General features: G+C 68.1%; 11 protein-coding genes. 5 read left to right on the top strand and 6 right to left on the bottom strand.

Annotated features, from left to right (window positions below; translation table 11 throughout):
* Positions 1–236 precede the first annotated feature (236 nt).
* From hisD to SROT_RS09160, 5 genes are read left to right on the top strand one after another with little or no spacing between them, the layout of a single operon-like run.
* The gene (hisD, locus tag SROT_RS09180; protein WP_013138746.1) at positions 237–1,568 is read left to right on the top strand and encodes a histidinol dehydrogenase; all 1,332 of its coding nucleotides are present in this window, start codon (positions 237–239) and stop codon (positions 1,566–1,568) included.
* On the top strand, positions 1,565–2,692 hold the full coding sequence (locus SROT_RS09175) for a histidinol-phosphate transaminase (protein WP_013138745.1): 1,128 nt from the start codon (positions 1,565–1,567) through the stop codon (positions 2,690–2,692). Before hisD ends, SROT_RS09175 begins: the two co-directional genes overlap by 4 nt.
* Positions 2,689–3,306: an imidazoleglycerol-phosphate dehydratase HisB gene (hisB, locus tag SROT_RS09170; protein ID WP_013138744.1), complete on the top strand. Its 618-nt coding sequence runs from the start codon at positions 2,689–2,691 to the stop codon at positions 3,304–3,306. The genes SROT_RS09175 and hisB overlap by 4 nt, the downstream gene beginning before the upstream one ends.
* Positions 3,303–3,953, top strand: coding sequence for an imidazole glycerol phosphate synthase subunit HisH (hisH, locus tag SROT_RS09165; RefSeq protein WP_013138743.1), 651 nt, complete (start codon positions 3,303–3,305; stop codon positions 3,951–3,953). The genes hisB and hisH overlap by 4 nt, the downstream gene beginning before the upstream one ends.
* A gap of 29 nt (positions 3,954–3,982) precedes the next feature.
* Positions 3,983–4,918 carry a tetratricopeptide repeat protein gene (locus tag SROT_RS09160; RefSeq protein WP_013138742.1) on the top strand — a complete coding sequence of 312 codons (936 nt, stop codon included), beginning with the start codon at positions 3,983–3,985 and terminating at the stop codon, positions 4,916–4,918.
* Positions 4,919–4,946: 28 nt separating this feature from the next.
* Here the strand turns inward: SROT_RS09160 and SROT_RS09155 are convergent, their stop codons facing one another.
* From SROT_RS09155 to SROT_RS09130, 6 genes are all read right to left on the bottom strand, one after another.
* Positions 4,947–6,401, bottom strand: a complete 1,455-nt coding sequence (locus tag SROT_RS09155; RefSeq protein WP_013138741.1) for a neutral zinc metallopeptidase — start codon at positions 6,399–6,401, stop codon at positions 4,947–4,949.
* Positions 6,402–6,511: 110 nt separating this feature from the next.
* Entirely contained in the window at positions 6,512–8,731 is a 2,220-nt protein-coding gene (gene glgB, locus SROT_RS09150; protein ID WP_013138740.1) for a 1,4-alpha-glucan branching protein GlgB, read from the bottom strand.
* The gene (locus SROT_RS09145) at positions 8,728–10,734 is read right to left on the bottom strand and encodes an alpha-1,4-glucan--maltose-1-phosphate maltosyltransferase (RefSeq protein ID WP_013138739.1); all 2,007 of its coding nucleotides are present in this window, start codon (positions 10,732–10,734) and stop codon (positions 8,728–8,730) included. Before SROT_RS09145 ends, glgB begins: the two co-directional genes overlap by 4 nt.
* Positions 10,735–10,823: 89 nt before the next feature.
* Positions 10,824–12,008 (bottom strand): phthiocerol/phthiodiolone dimycocerosyl transferase family protein, encoded by a 1,185-nt coding sequence (locus SROT_RS09140; protein ID WP_245535278.1) that lies wholly within the window; start codon positions 12,006–12,008, stop codon positions 10,824–10,826.
* A gap of 611 nt (positions 12,009–12,619) precedes the next feature.
* On the bottom strand, positions 12,620–14,692 hold the full coding sequence (locus SROT_RS09135; RefSeq protein WP_041407137.1) for an ATP-dependent DNA helicase: 2,073 nt from the start codon (positions 14,690–14,692) through the stop codon (positions 12,620–12,622).
* Positions 14,693–14,733: 41 nt separating this feature from the next.
* A complete protein-coding gene (locus SROT_RS09130; protein ID WP_013138736.1) occupies positions 14,734–15,294 on the bottom strand; it encodes an isochorismatase family protein in 561 nt (186 codons plus the stop codon).
* Between the last annotated feature and the right edge of the window lie 32 nt (positions 15,295–15,326).

The raw sequence follows: 15,326 nt of genomic DNA, 5'->3' as shown, positions 1-15,326 counted from the left end.
GTTCAGGTTCAGCCCGAGAGCCTGTCTGCGCATGGCGAATCCTGCAATCGCTGGTGGGAGCGGATTCGCTCATTCGTTCTCGAAGGGCTCGCAATCCGAGCAGCGTCGGTTCGGGCCTCCCCTTCGGCGGCGGTCAACCGGCGACTTCGCCTGGCTCTTGCCGTTTCGCCCTCGCCCAGAACGCAACTCGCCCAGAGATTTCAAAAGCCGTTGCCGCCCCAGGCTAGACTGCGTGTATGCCTGGAACCACGCTCTCGCTGCGCCGTATCGACTTGCGCGGTCGGCGGCTTTCGGCGCGGGAGTTGCGCGACGTCGTTCCTCGGGGCGAGGTGGCGGTGGACTCGGTCGCCGGAATTGTGGAGGACATCGTCCGCCGTGTCGCCGAGGGCGGCGCGGAGGCGGCCCTGGCGTTCGGCGAACGCTTCGACGGCATTCGGCCCGATCGGGTCCGGGTGCCCGAGCGGGTGCTCAAAGAGGCGCAAGCCGCACTCGACCCGGCGGTCCGCGCCGCGCTGCTCGAAGCCATTGCCCGCGCCCGCCTCGGCCATGAGGCGCAACTGCGGCCGGAGACGACCACAGTCCTCGCCGACGGCGCGACGGTGCTGCAACGCTGGGTTCCGGTGGACCGAGTCGGCCTCTACGTCCCCGGCGGCAAGGCCGTGTACCCGTCGAGCGTCGTGATGAATGTGGTCCCGGCGCAGGTCGCCGGGGTGCGGTCGATTGTCGTCGCCTCCCCGCCGCAGCGCGGCAACAACGGCCTGCCGCATCCGTTGGTGCTCGCCGCCGCCGCGTTGCTCGGCGTGGACGAAGTGTGGGCGGTCGGCGGCGCGCAAGCAGTGGCATTGCTGGCGCACGGCGGCGCGGACACTGACGGGGCCGAACTCGACCCGGTGGACGTCATCACCGGTCCGGGGAATGTCTTCGTCGCCGCCGCGAAGCGCCTTGTGCGCTCACGGGTGGGCATTGACGCGGAAGCAGGGCCCACCGAAATCCTCGTCCTCGCGGACGACACCGCGAACCCCGCGCACGTCGCGGCGGATCTCATCAGCCAAGCCGAACACGACGAGAACGCGGCGAGCGTCCTCGTCACCCCCTCCGAACAGCTGGTCGGCGCCGTCGAGGCCGAACTCGCGCGGCAGATCCCGCGCGCGGACCGCCAGGCCCAGATCCACGCCGCCCTAGCGGGTTCGCAGTCGGCGGTGGTCCTCGTGGACGATCTTGCGCAGGGGATCGCCGTGGTGAACGCCCACGCCCCGGAGCACTTGGAGGTCATCACCGAGGACGCGGCAGCGGTCGCGGGGCGGGTGCGCGCGGCGGGCGCGGTTTTCGTCGGCCCTTGGGCCCCGGTCAGCCTGGGCGACTACTGCGCCGGGTCGAACCACGTCTTGCCCACCGCCGCGACCGCGCGGCACAGCTCCGGTTTGGAAGTGGGCGTGTTCCTGCGCGGCATGCAAGTCGTCGAGTACAGCGAGGCCGCGCTCAAGGAAGTCGCCGGCCATGTTCAGGAACTCGCGGCCGCCGAACAATTGCCCGCGCACGGCGAGGCCGTCAAAGCGAGGTTCGCATGAGCGTCCCCCCCATGCAGGAGGCGCCGCCGGTGCGCCTTTGGGACTTGCCGTTGCGCCCCGAGCTTCGCGGCAAAGAGCCGTACGGCGCTCCGCAACTGGAGGTGTTCGCGCGGCTCAACACCAACGAGAACCCGCATCAGCCCGCTTCCGAGCTCATCGAAGACCTGGAGAAGTCCGTCGCGCACGCCGCCGCTGAGATGAACCGCTACCCGGACCGGGACGCGGCCGCGTTGCGCGAAGACCTCGCGCGCTATCTCGCCAAGCGCACCGGAGCGCAGCTCACCGCCGCCAACTTGTGGGCTGCGAACGGCTCGAACGAGATCCTGCAACAGCTGTTGCAAGCCTTCGGCGGGCCGGGCCGCACCGCGTTGGGCTTCACCCCGTCGTACTCCATGCACCCCGTCATCGCCAGGGGCACGCACACGGACTGGGCCGAGTGCCCGAGGCGCGATGATTTCACGATCGACACGGACCGCGCCCTCGCCGCCCTTGCCGAACACCGCCCGGACGTTGTCTTCCTGACCACCCCGAACAACCCGACGGGCGCCGCCCTCCCCGTCGATCAGATCCGCGCCATTGTCGAGGCGGCCCCTGGCATCGTGGTCGTGGACGAGGCGTACGGGGAGTTCACCGGCCAACCCAGCGCGATCCGGATGCTCGGCGAATTTCCCGCCAAGTTGGTGGTGACGCGGACGATGAGCAAAGCGTTCGCGTTCGCCGGGGCGCGGCTCGGCTACTTCGCGGCCTCGCCCGCGATGGTCGACGCGATGCTGCTGGTGCGTCTGCCGTACCACCTTTCGGTGCTGACCCAGGCAGCCGCGCGGGCGGCGCTGCGCCACGCGGATCTCACGCTCGCGTCGGTGGCCGACGTGTCGGCAGAGCGCGACCGGGTGGCCCTTGCGCTGCGGGCAATGGGCTACCACGTCTACCCGACCGACGCGAACTTCCTGCTCTACGGATTTTTCCCGCAGGAGGGCGAGGCGTGGCAAGCGTACTTGGACAGAGGGGTGCTCGTCCGAGACATGGGCCTGCCGCATCTGCTCAGAATGAGCGTGGGGCTCAAAGCGGAGAACGACCTGTTCCTGGAGATCAGCCAAAGCCTGGAACGGAAGGAGACCAGATGAGCGCGACACGGCAGGCGCGAATTGAACGGGCCACCAAAGAGACAAAGGTGCTCGTGGAGATCGGCCTTGACGGCTCCGGGGCCACAGACGTCGCCACCGGCGTGCCCTTCTACGACCACATGCTCACCGCCTTCGGCGCGCACGGCGGCTTCGACCTGACCGTCCACGCCGAAGGCGACGTCGAGATCGAGGCGCACCACACGGTGGAAGACACCGCGATCTGCCTCGGCCAAGCGATCCGCCAGGCCCTCGGCGACAAGGCCGGGATCACCCGGTTCGGGGACGCCTGGGTGCCGATGGACGAATCCCTCGCGCACGCGGCGGTCGACGTCTCGGGGCGCCCGTATTTCGTGCACGCCGGGGAGCCGCAAGGGCTGGAGACGTTCACTATCGCCGGGTCATCGGTCCCGTACCACACCGTGATGAACCGGCACGTCTTCGAGTCGTTGAGCTGCAACGCGCAGATCGCCCTGCATGTGCGGGTCGTCCACGGCAGGGACCCGCACCACATCACCGAGGCGCAGTACAAGGCCGTGGCGCGGGCGTTGCGCCACGCGGTGGCGCTCGACCCGAGAACGCAGGGGCGGGTGCCCAGCACGAAGGGCGTCCTGTGACCTCGGTCGTCGTCTTCGACTACGGCTACGGCAATGTCCACTCGGTCGCCAAGGCGGTGGCGAAAACCGGAGCGCAGGTGCAGATCGCCGCAGACGCGAAAGCAGCCCTTGCCGCAGACGGCTTGCTCGTCCCCGGAGTCGGCGCGTTCGACGCGTGCGCGAAGGGTTTGCGAGACGCTGGCGGGGACAAGCTCGTGGACCAACGTCTCGCAGGCGCCAGGCCGGTCCTGGGGATCTGCGTCGGCATGCAGATCCTGTTCGACGGCAGCGAAGAGCGCCACCACCAGACTCCCGAGCCCGGTCTCGGGCAGTGGCCGGGACAGGTGCGGCGCCTCGAAGCCCCGGTGCTGCCGCACATGGGTTGGAACACAGTGGATTTCCCCTCGGACAGCGAGCTTTTCGCCGGCGTCGAGCCGGGGGCCAGGGTGTACTTCGCGCACTCCTACGCCGCGCGGGAGTTTCCGCTCGTGGTGGACGGGCCCTTCGCGGCTCCTCGCCTGAGCTGGGGCGAGCACGGCAGCCGATTCGTCGCCGCCGTGGAGAACGGGCCGCTTTGGGCGACCCAGTTCCATCCCGAGAAATCTGGCTCCGTCGGCAACCAGCTGTTGTGCAACTGGGTCCGGCACTGTGCGAAACTGGCATCATGACCAGACCTCAGCCATCACGCGCGGCTTCCATGTACGGAGCGGTGGATTTGTCCGCCCTCAAAGCCCAAGCTGACCGTCCGGCGCCACCCGCGCAATCGCCCGAAGGTTCTGCTGCCGGCACAGCGGCAGGCCCCGCCGCCGAATCCGAGCATGTTTTCGACGTGGACGAGGCAGATTTCGAGAGCCAGGTGCTGGAGCGCTCGACCCGCCAGGTCGTCGTCGTCGATTTGTGGGCGCCGTGGTGCCAGCCGTGCAAGCAGCTCTCCCCGGTGCTCGAAGGCTTGGCGGCGCAGTCGGGCGGACGTTGGGCGCTCGCGAAGGTGGATGTGGACGCGAACCAGAGGATCGCCCAGGTCTTCGGAGCGCGTTCGATCCCCATGGTCGTGGCCATCGCGGGCGGGCGTCCGGTGAGCGCCTTCCAAGGGGCGCAGCCCGAAGCCACGGTGAAGCAGTGGCTCGCTGATGTGCTCGAACAGGCCGCGCCGTTGTACGGACAGGAGGAAAGCGGCGACGAGCCTGTGGACCCTCGGCTCGTCGCCGCTTCGGAGGCCCTTTCCGCAGGCGACTTCGCCGAGGCGAAGGCGTTGTTCGAAGACATCAAAGCGCGTGGGACTGATGAGACCGAGGGTTCCCAGAAGGCCGCTGCCCGCAAAGCCACTGCGGAAGCTGGTTTGCGGGAAGTGGCTTTCCTCGAACGTGTGAGCGCTCTCTCTCCGGAGAACACGGTGCGCGCGGCTCAGGAGGAGCCGGGCGACACTGCCGCGCAACTGGACATGGCCGACCTCGAGGTCGCGGCAGGGCGGGCGGAGCAGGCCTTCGACCGGCTGATCGCTCTGGTGCGGACCAGCCCCGATCCGGGCAAGACCACTGCGCGCGTGCGGCTCCTGGAGCTGTTCGAGCTCTTCGACCCCGCAGACCCGACGGTCATCGCTGCGCGGCGGAAGCTGGCGAGCGCCCTGTACTAGTCCAACTCTGTGCCAGTCCAGCCCTGTGCTAGGCCAGCGGCGGGTACTGCTTCACGCACACCTCTTTCGGGCCGACGACGCCCACGCGGAACGCGTTGAACCGGGTGAGCGCGCTCGGCGCCGCCTGGTTGTTGACGTCTTGGGCGATATAGCCGTGCTGGAGCAGTTCGCTCGTGGGTTTGTCCAGGTCGCCTGGGGTGAGAATAATGGGTTTGTTCTGCACGTCGACGCCGGGCACGCCGACGATGCTGCGCAACCAGGCCCCGGCGAGGCAAGCCCCGACCAGTCCCGCGCCAAGGCCGCTGCGGGGTTGGCCGATGTGCTTGAGGTACGCGAGGGCGAAGCGTGAGGCGATGATGGAGAACGCCGCCGTGTCCCCGGTGATCTGCAGCGGCACCCCTCCCTCTTGCGTCGGGACTCCGATCTTGGCGAGGGCGGGTATGTCGAGGCTGACGGTGTCAGTCGCCTCGCAGTACAGCGCGGGCGGCGCCTTGTGCGGGTCTGGGTCGAGTTTTTGGTTCGGGCAGGTCTTGTCGATCCCGCCGTAGGTCACCTTGGGCGGCGTGGGCAGCATGTCTTTGTAGAAATTGTTGATCGACGCAATGACGTAGTGCTCGATATGCGATCGGTCGATCGGCACGTTGTCCTGGCCGAGCCGGGGGTCGGGGACGATCGGCAGCCCCTTACGGCGCTTGTCGATCTCTTTTTTGTCAATCTTCGCGCACGCGTCCGCGCCCTCGGCGAATCCCATGCGGAAGGCGCTGACCCGGTCGAAGCCGCTCCCGTGCTCGTTCTCCTCGTAATCGTCCTCGGTGGCGGCTTTCGGGGTGTCCCGCAACGCCAGCATCGCGGCCAAAATGGTGTTGAGCCCGTTCGACGAGTTCAGCTGGAAGTGTTTCGCGCGGCCTTGCACGACGTGGTGGATGAAGAAGCCCGCGAAGCAGTCGGCTTGCTGTTCGAGGACGATCGTCGGGTCGGTCTCGTCGGCGGTTTTGGCGAGGTGTTGGATTCGGTGCCCGTATTCGTGGGCGAAGACCGCCACGATCGCTATCGGCGGGAATTCGTTGTCCAAGAGCGGCATCAGCAGCCCCCGGTCCCAGGCGATGGCGTCCTCCCTCGGGCAGTACATGGCATTGGGCTCGTTGTAGGTGGTGTGGCCGCAGGCCATGGCGTCGCGGTCGCGCGAATCGTACGAGTAGAGCGTGCCCACCGGCTGGAACGGGGCGGCGCGCGTGAAATATTTCGGCAGTTTCTCTTTCCAGAACGCCTCGATGTCCTCCAGGGCGGCCATGGCGAGCTGGTCGGTCTTCCTCCCCGTCTCGTCTTCGCCCTGGGTTCCCCGCAGCGGGCGGGCTTGGACAGGCACACCTGCTTTCAGGCCGTTCGGGCCTGCGGCCGCGGGCAGGCCGGGCACCACGTCGCGGTAGCTCGGTGGCGTGCGGGAAGGTTTGCCGCTGACGACTTCGACACAGCTCGCCGTCATAAGGCACATGGCGAGAAGAAGGAGGGTCGCTATCCCACGATGGCGCATGGGAATGATGATAGAACCTGCCGTTCGCGAAGGCCGCATGACGGCCGCGGGCGGCACGTGTCCTAGCGTTTGGGAACGAGCCAGAGCACCGAGAGCCTTGCCATGCGGATCTGCGCCGAAGCGGGTCTTCCGTGGTACGGCCGCGGCTCCGCGATGACCGACCCCAGGTTGCCTTTGCCCGAGCCCGCGTACAGTTCGGCGTCCGTGTTGAGGATTTCGGTCCACTCGCCCGCCTCCGGGAGCCCCACCCGGTAGCTCGACAGGTCCGACCCGGACAGGTTCACCAGGCACGCGAGCTTTTGTCCGTCTGCTGATATCCGCAGGAAAGAGAGCACATTGTTTTGCGCGTCGCTCGCGTCGATCCACTCGAAGCCCGAGGGAGAGGCGTCCATGCTCCACAGCGCCGGGTGTTCGCGGTACATCCGGCCCATGTCGCGGACGAGGTCGAGCACACCCCGGTGCAGTTCGCCCTCCCAGCCGTCCAGCTGCCACCAGTCGAGGCCTTTTTCCGCGGACCATTCGGCGGTTTGGCCGAACTCTTGGCCCATGAAGAGCAGCTTCTTCCCAGGGTGCGCCCACATGTAGGCGAGGTAGGAGCGAACGCCCGCGGCTTTGTCGCGGCTCGGCCCTGGCATGCGCGACCACAACGTCCCTTTGCCGTGCACGACCTCGTCGTGGCTGATGGGCAAGACGTAGTTCTCGCTCCACGCGTACATGAGCGAGAACGTGATCTCGTTGTGGTGGTACATCCGGTGGATCGGGTCGTGGCCGAAATAGCGCAACGAGTCGTGCATCCAGCCCATGTTCCACTTCATGCCGAAGCCGAGGCCGCCGAGCGAGGTCAGCCGGGTCACACCGGGCCAGGCGGTGGACTCTTCGGCGATGGTGACCACGCCCTGGTGGTGTTTGTGCACGGTCGCGTTGAGCTCTTGCAGGAACTGCACCGCGTCGAGGTTCTCCCGTCCGCCGTACGCGTTCGGAGCCCATTGCCCCTCGGGCCGGGAGTAGTCGAGGTAGAGCATGGACGCCACCGCGTCCACTCGAAGCCCGTCGATGTGGAACTCTTCGAACCAGTAGAGCGCGTTGGCGACGAGGAAGTTGCGCACCTCGTGGCGGCCGAAGTCGAAGACATAGGTGCCCCAGTCCGGCTGCTCGCCCCGGCGCGGGTCCGGATGTTCGTACAGCGGGCTGCCGTCGAATCGCGCGAGCGCCCACTCGTCCTTGGGGAAATGCGCGGGCACCCAGTCCAAGAGCACCCCGAGACCCTGGTTGTGCAGATGGTCGACGAAGGCGCGGAAGTCGTCGGGGGAGCCATAACGCGAGGTGGGGGCGAAGTACGAGGTGACCTGGTATCCCCATGATCCGCCGAACGGGTGCTCGGCGACCGGCAGCAGCTCCACATGGGTGAAGCCGAGGTCTGCCGCGTGTCGCGCGATCTGCTCCGCGAGTTCGCGGTAGCCCAGTCCTGGCGCGAAGGAGCCGAGGTGGACCTCGTACACGGCCATCGGCTCGTCGTAGGGGGCGCTCTTCGCGCGGCGTTCGAGCCATGCCTGGTCGGACCATGTGAAGTCGCTTTCGGCCACCACGGACGCGGTCTGCGGCGGATGCTCGGCCTGGAAGGCGAACGGGTCCGCCTTCAACCGGGCGACGCCGTCCGAGCCGAGGACGTTGAACTTGTATTTCGCGCCGGCGCCCACATCGGGGAGGAAGATCTCCCACACGCCGCTCGAACCGAGTGAGCGCATCGGGGCGGCATTCGGGTTCCAGCTGTTGAACTCGCCGACGACCGCGACGCCTTTCGCGTTCGGAGCCCACACGCGGAACGCGGTCCCCTCGGTCGAGCCGATTGTGGCCGGGTGCGCGCCCAGCGCCTCCCAAAGCCGCTCGTGGCGGCCTTCGCCGATCAAGTGCAGGTCCAGTTCCCCGAGCGTGGGGCCGAAGCTGTAGCCGTCGGCCTCGAGGACAATGTTGCCGTCCTCGTACTCTGTGCGCAGTTCGTAGCTGGGCAGGTTGAAAAGGGGGATGTGCGTGCCGAATATGCCGTGGCCGAGGTGTTCGAGCGGGACGTTGGAGCCGTCCGCGAAGACCGCCGTCACGCTCTTCGCGAGGGGCCGCGCGGCGCGAACGGTCCAGCCTGAGCCGGTCGGGTGCGCCCCGTAGACGCGATGCGGGTCGAAGTGGGCTCCTGCGAGCAGCAGTTCCAGGTCGGCTGCGGGAATCTGCGCCCAGTTGCGCTCCGCCGCCTGGTCCTCGGGCTCGCTGTGGGTGAATTCAGTGCTCATCTGCGGTACGCCAGCACCTCTCGGGTCGGGGCGGGAATGGTCGGCAGGGCGATGATGTGAGCGACGAAGAAAGCAGGGTCCAGGCGCACGTAGTTGCCGTGTCCCCATTCCCACTCTTGGCCGGTCACCTCGTCGCGGACGGGGAAACGCGCGCCGGGCTCCTGGCCGATCCCTTCGAGGTCCAGCCAGAGCGTGGTCTCCCGAGGGGCCTGCGGGTCGAGAGTGACCACGACCAGCACTGCGTCCCCGCTCGCCGGGTCGTGCTTCGAGTAGGCGATGACGGCGTCGTCTTCGGGGTAGTGGAAACGAAGTGTGCGCAACTGCCCGAGGGCGGGATGCGCTTTGCGTATCGCGTTGAGCTTGGCGATCCACGGCTCCAGCGAACGCCCCGCGCGCAGCGCACCCGCGAAGTCCCTCGGGCGCAGCTCGTATTTCTCCGAATCCAGGTACTCTTCGCTGCCTGGGCGCACCGGGAGGTGCTCGTACAGTTCGTACCCGCTGTACATGCCCCAGGACGGGCCAAGGGTCGCGGCGAGCGCGGCGCGTGAGGCGAAGGTCGCCTCGCCGCCCCGGACGAGCTGGTCGGTCAGGATGTCCGGCGTGTTCACGAACAGATTGGGCCTGCACACGTCGGCGTGCTCGACAAGGTCGGCCATGAACTCGGTCAGCTCGCGCTTCGCGCCGCGCCACGTGAAGTAGGTGTAGGACTGGCTGAAGCCGAGCTTCGCAAGCCCGTAGAGCCGGGCCGGGCGGGTGAACGCCTCGGAGAGGAACACCACGTCTGGGTGCTCCTGCCAGATCCGCGCGATGAGCCAGCTCCAGAAGTCCGGAGGCTTCGTGTGCGGGTTGTCGACCCGGAAAATCTGCACGCCGAGCCCGATCCACTTGAGCACCACCGCAAGCACGGCTTGGCGCAGTCCGCCCGGATCGTTGTCGAAGTTCAGGGGGTAGATGTCTTGGTATTTCTTCGGCGGGTTCTCCGCGCAGGCGATGGTGCCGTCCGGGCGGGTGGTGAACCACTGCGGATGCTGCTGGACCCACGGGTGGTCGGGGCTGCACTGCAGGGCGAGGTCGAGCGCGACCTCCAAGCCGAGCTCACCGGCTCGCGAGACGAACCGCTGGAAGTCTTTTTCATCGCCCAGCTGCGGGTGGATCGCGTCGTGGCCGCCTTCGGCCGCGCCGATCGCCCACGGCGAGCCCACATCGTCGGCGTCGGCGACGAGCGCGTTGTTGCGGCCCTTGCGGGCAGTTGTGCCGATGGGGTGGACAGGGGGGAGGTACACCACGTCGAAGCCCATCGCGGCGGCGCGTTCGAGCTGCGCTTCGGCGGTGGCGAAAGTCCCGTGCTTGGGGGAGCCGTTCTCGCTCCAACCGCCGGTGGAGCGGGGGAAGAACTCGTACCACGCTCCCCGGGCGGCTCGGCCGCGCTCCACGAAGACCCGGTGCGTGCGGCCTCGGGTCACGAGTTCGCGCACGGGGTGGCGGCGCATGATCGCCACGACGTCCGCGCTGACCGCGAGTTCGGCGCGGGCGCGCAGCGAACCTGGGCAACGCAGGCGCCGCGTCGCCGCCGCGAGCGTCTTGCGCTCGCTGCCGCGGGCCAGCTCCTGCGCCCGGGCGAGTATCCGAGCGCCCTCTTCGGCTTCGTTGGCGTGCGGCGTCGGCTCGACGTCGCCAGAGCTGGTCGCCAGGAACGCCTCGATATGTCCGCGCCAGGTCGTGTAGGGATCTCGCCAGGCGTCGACGCGGAACTGCCAGAGCCCTTGCGTTTCGAGCGGCAGCAGCGCGTGAAATGTGTCCGGCTCGGACCCCGGGCGCATATGCAGGGCGAGGGCGTTCCTCGAGCCAGGGGCCGTCGCGACGACCGTCGCGCCGAGCGCGTCGTGCCCGTCCCCCCACACCACGGCGCGCACGGGGAACAACTCGCCGAGGACGGCTTTGGCGGGGTACGGCTCCTCGCCGACCGCTGGAGCGATGTCGTCGATCACCAGTCGTGCGGTCATGCTCTCACGCTACCGGATGAGCGCGCGGCGTGGCTGGTGCAGGCCGGTCGGCGCGAGGCGCTGCGGACGGGCGCAGGCGGCCGGTTCCTTCAGATGGCGTCGAGGATCAGCGCTTCGAGCTCGGCGGCGTGCGCGCGCGCGGTTTCCTCGCCGCGCTGCAGGCCGAACTCGATGGCGAGCCTGCCTTCGTAGGTGTAGATGAGGTAGATCGAGCTGGACCGGTTGGAGGTGCTCGAGCCGAGAGCGGACATGTAGTTCGCGATGGCGCTCGAGTCGAACTCCACCCAGCCTTTGAAGTCGTGCACGCGCAGGCACTGCGGGGTCCGCACCGACTCCATCACTCCCATGTTCGTCGCGGTGATCCGGGGGATGTTTGGCTGATCGGCGACAAGCAATTCTGCGAAGCGCAGGAGGCTTTCGTACACGGCGCCGGATTTCAGGTCCTCACGCAGCTGTTCGAGCAATTGCTTGCCCAGGGTGAAAGGATCGCTGCCGGGCAGGACGCAGACCAGCCCCGCAGAGGTGCCGAGGGCGTTGGTGATGTCCCAGGCTTGCGCGGGCGGGTCCAGCCGCTCGCGCAGATCCACCGGCGTGTCTATGCACAACGGGACGGCGAAGTGCTCAGGCAGGCGCATCCTGCGCCGTTCGACGACCGAGCATATGCCGCACAGCAGCGCGTGCACGCTGATGCCCAACGCCCGTGCGCGCTCGTGCAGCCGCTTCGTCTGCGCCCCCGACAATTTGATGCGTTCCCGAGCGAAAACGACGTTCGCGGGTTGGGGAAGATCGGTCGGCTCGGCGCAGCCCAGCCGGTCCGACCCGGAGGACGCCCGCGCGACGTTTCGTTCAGCCAGGGCGGTTTCGGGCGCGCTCGGCAGAGGGTGCGGTTCGACTGTCGGGCGGACCCCTTCGACGAGGTCGGTGTAGAGGGACCACAGCCTGCGGTGCCAATAGGCTCCGAGCCTGCCGTCGGCGATCGCGTGGTGCACCGCGAACGAGACCAGCGTGTGCCCGTCCTGGTGGGTGATGTCGAGGAACGAGAGCGCTTCGTTGTGATCCGCAAAGACCGATCCTTCGCGGTTCTCGCGGATGACGATCTCAGAGCCTGCGGGCGCCACCAGGTCCAGATCCGGCAACCCGGCTTTTTCTCCTCCCGAGCCAGGGACGAATCTGCCGTCGAGCACAGGATGCTCAAGGCGCAAAAGGCGCATGCTCTCGCGCAGCGCCTCACGATCCACCGGGCCGTCCGCCTCGATCGTGTACCAAATCGTCATCCTGGACAGTGCGAACCAGGATTCCAAGGGCGACAACGGGCGGCGGAGCGCTCCGAGGTGAACAGGCTCTGCCGTTATGAGCTTCATCGTTGAGCTCGCCTCCTTTGTTTCTTGGGCCTTGTTTCTCGGGCCTGGTTTCTCGGGCCTGTCTGAAGTGTAGGCGCAAAAGTGACGTTTGTGAAGTATTTATTGCCCCGTGTGGATCCGCGCGACGATGTCGAGCAGGAGCCTGCGGACTCTGCGCGCGGGCTTCGCGCCGATATTGGTGATCGAGGCCTGGGGGACTGCGGTCACGAGGCCGTGCGCAGTGCAGCCGGTATTCTGCGCAGAGGCGCACAAGCGCTCGGTGGCTTTCCGGCGACAGCTGCACACGCTCGCGGAGCATGTCCTCTTGCGCAGCCTCGGGCAGCTCGACAGGGGCGGCCTGCTCGGCGCGGCCCGTCCCGGGCTGGGTGCGCCGCACGCCTCGCTCTGCGACCAGCTCCGCCGGGGCTGGCTTGTCCGCAATGACGAGTTCGAAGCTTGTCTCCGTCAACGTTTGCCTGCCAGCGGAGCGCGTGTTCCGCTTGTTTGCCAAAAAAAGGGGAACAGTGACGCGGCTTTGGCGTGTCTCAGAGCTTTGGCTTGTCGTCCTGTTCGCGCAAGCGGCGCAAGGCCGCCTTCGTCACCGCAAGATCCGTGGTCTCCCAGAACGGGGGAAGACTGGCTTTGAGATAGTCAGCATACCGCGCGGTGGCCAGTCGGGAGTCGAGCACGGCGACCACGCCTCGGTCCGAGACCGAGCGCAAAAGGCGCCCGAAGCCCTGGGCGAGCAGCACCGCGGCATGGCTTGCCGACACCGAAAGGAAGCCGTTGCGCCCCTTGGCCTGCGCCGCGTGGGTGCGCGCGATGGTGAGCGGGTCGTCAGGGCGCGGGAAAGGGATTCGGTCGATCACCACTAAGGAGAGCGACGGCCCCGGCACATCCACCCCTTGCCAGAGCGAGAGAGTGCCGAACAGCGAGGTTTGCGCATCGCCCGCGAAGGTCTCGATCAACGCGCCAGTGGTGTCTTCGCCTTGACAGAGCACAGGCGTGTCGAGCGTCGCGCGCATCGCTTCCGCGGCAGCTTGCGCCGCGCGCAGCGAGGAGAACAAGCCGAGGGTGCGCCCGCCCGCGGCTTCGACCAGCTCGCGCAGCACATCGTGCTGCGCGGGGTCCGCGCCGTCGCGGCCCGGCGGGGGGAGGTGCTTGGCGATGTAGCAGATGCCTGCCGCTTTGTGCGCGAATGGCGAGCCGACGTCGAGCGAGGACCAGGGGGGAGCGTTCGCGTCGTCGAGCCCCCAGTCGCCCGCGAGATCGTCGAAATGGCCGCCGGGCGTCAATGTCGCGGAGGTGAGCACCACAGTCTTCTCGCCGAAGAGGCGCTCGCGCAACAGGGCCCCCACGGTCACCGGCGCGACGTGGAGCAGGCTGGGCGGCTCCTTGTCCCGCCAGTCTTTGCCGGGCGGGGCGGTGGTCCACACCGCTTCGGTCCGCGCGGCGAGGTCGCGTTCGGCGAAGACGCGCTTGACTCGGCCGCAGACCGCGACGACGTCCTCAAGGCTTGTCATGGCGGAGAGCCGGGAGGCGGTCTCTGCCGGGTTTTCCGCCTTTGGCAGGGCGCTGACGCCGGCCAGGGCCGCCGCCGCGGCGCTCTGCAGCACGGCCACTGCTTCCGGCGCGCCATCGGGGGCCTGTCGCCAGAACCCTTCGGGGGCCTCGCCGATGATCCTGCCCAGCGTGTCGGCCGCGCTTTCCAGGCGCGCGCGCAGCTCGTCGGTGAGCAGCTTCCCGCAGCGCCGCACGGCAATGGCGACCGGGCCTGGCCCGGTCGCCCCTGTCGCGGCCCCGGTCACATTGTCCACGAGCTCGTGCGCCTCGTCCACAACGACGGACGTGTGCTCCGGCAGCAACGAGTTCTCGCCGATCAGGTCGATCGCGAGCATGGCGTGGTTCGTGACCACCACATCGACTTTCGCCGACGCTGTCTTTGCCTTTTCCGCCCAGCAGGAGGTCCCTTTGGGGCAGCGGCTCATGCCCAGGCACTCGCCTTGGGTGACTGAGAATTGCCGCCAGGCCCGATCGCTCACGCCGGGGCGCAGTTCCTCGCGGTCCCCGGTCGTGGTTCCGTCCGCCCATTCGGCGATGCGGGCGACTTCGGCTCCGAGGTCGGATTGCGCAGGGGCTTTTTTGCCTGTCGGCCGAGGCGGATCGAACAGGCTCCCGCTCGCAGAGCCTGCGGGCGCAGCCCCAGAATCCGGCTCGTCGGCCAGCGGCGCGGTGAGCTTGTGCAGGCAGAGGTAGTTCCCCCGCCCTTTGAGCAATGAGAATGTCGGCGCTCTGCCGAGCGTTTTGGCCAATGCCGCGCTCAGCGCGGGCAGGTCCCGGTCCACCAGTTGGCGCTGCAGGGCGATGGTGGCGGTGGAGACCACAACCGGCTCGCCCGCCCGCACCGCGTGCTCGACGGCTGGAACGAGGTATGCGAGCGATTTCCCGGTGCCGGGGCCGGCTTGGACGGCGAGGACGCGCCCGCCGCCGGGAGCGGGGCTGCGTTTGGCGTTGAATGTCTCCGCGACCGCTTTCGCCATGACGGCCTGCGGCTCGCGCTTCGCCCCGCCCACATGGGCCACCGCGACGTCGAGAAGCTTGAGCGCGGCATGAGGCACCGAACAAGTGTACGCCACAGCCGGGCGGATCGCGGGTCAGGTCACAGGAGAACAACCCCGTGTCGAGCCAGTTTTTGACGTGTCCGCGGGACGGCTTGCGGGCGCACCGCCGCGCAGCGGTCAAGCAACACCCGCGTCGCGAATCCGGCCTTCGCCGCGTCGAGCGCGGTCGCGGCGACGCAAAAGTCGGTGGCGACGCCGACCACGTCCACACCGCCGACGTCCCGCTCGCGCAGCCAGGCTTCGAGCGCCGTGCCGGACTGGTCCGAGCCTTCGAAGCCCGAATACGCCGCGCTGTGGTGGCCCTTGTCGAAAACCGCGTCGAACCGCGCGTCGGCGAGCTCGGGGCGCAGCTCGGCGCCAGGGCTGCCTGCCCGGCAGTGCGGCGGCCACGAGTGGACGTAGTCCGGCGTCGCGGAGAAATGCGCTCCGGGGTCGATATGCCAATCCCGCGTTGCGACGACGAGGTCGTGCCCGCCTCTGCCCGGACTTCTCAGCAGCTCGGCAAGGCCTGCGGCGACGGCGCTCCCGCCAGCCACCGCCAACGCGCCGCCCTCGCAGAAGTCGTTCTGCACGTCGACGACGATCAGGGCGGTTGCCATATCCGGATAATACGGTGGACGCCACGGGGCTG

The sequence above is a fragment of the Segniliparus rotundus DSM 44985 genome (assembly GCF_000092825.1).
Taxonomy (GTDB): Bacteria; Actinomycetota; Actinomycetes; order Mycobacteriales; family Mycobacteriaceae; genus Segniliparus; species Segniliparus rotundus.
Note: the sequence above shows the minus strand (reverse complement) of the source record. Positions and strands in the feature narration are given on the sequence as shown.

Excerpts from the sequence above, each read along its gene's own strand:
- hisD (WP_013138746.1), top strand. The coding sequence starts at position 237 with ATGCCTGGAACCACGCTCTCGCTGCGCCGTATCGACTTGCGCGGTCGG.
- SROT_RS09175 (WP_013138745.1), top strand. The coding sequence starts at position 1,565 with ATGAGCGTCCCCCCCATGCAGGAGGCGCCGCCGGTGCGCCTTTGGGAC.
- hisB (WP_013138744.1), top strand. The coding sequence starts at position 2,689 with ATGAGCGCGACACGGCAGGCGCGAATTGAACGGGCCACCAAAGAGACA.
- SROT_RS09160 (WP_013138742.1), top strand. The coding sequence starts at position 3,983 with ATGTACGGAGCGGTGGATTTGTCCGCCCTCAAAGCCCAAGCTGACCGT.
- SROT_RS09155 (WP_013138741.1), bottom strand. The coding sequence starts at position 6,401 with ATGACGGCGAGCTGTGTCGAAGTCGTCAGCGGCAAACCTTCCCGCACG.
- glgB (WP_013138740.1), bottom strand. The coding sequence starts at position 8,731 with ATGAGCACTGAATTCACCCACAGCGAGCCCGAGGACCAGGCGGCGGAG.
- SROT_RS09145 (WP_013138739.1), bottom strand. The coding sequence starts at position 10,734 with ATGACCGCACGACTGGTGATCGACGACATCGCTCCAGCGGTCGGCGAG.
- SROT_RS09140 (WP_245535278.1), bottom strand. The coding sequence starts at position 12,008 with ATGACGATTTGGTACACGATCGAGGCGGACGGCCCGGTGGATCGTGAG.
- SROT_RS09130 (WP_013138736.1), bottom strand. The coding sequence starts at position 15,294 with ATGGCAACCGCCCTGATCGTCGTCGACGTGCAGAACGACTTCTGCGAG.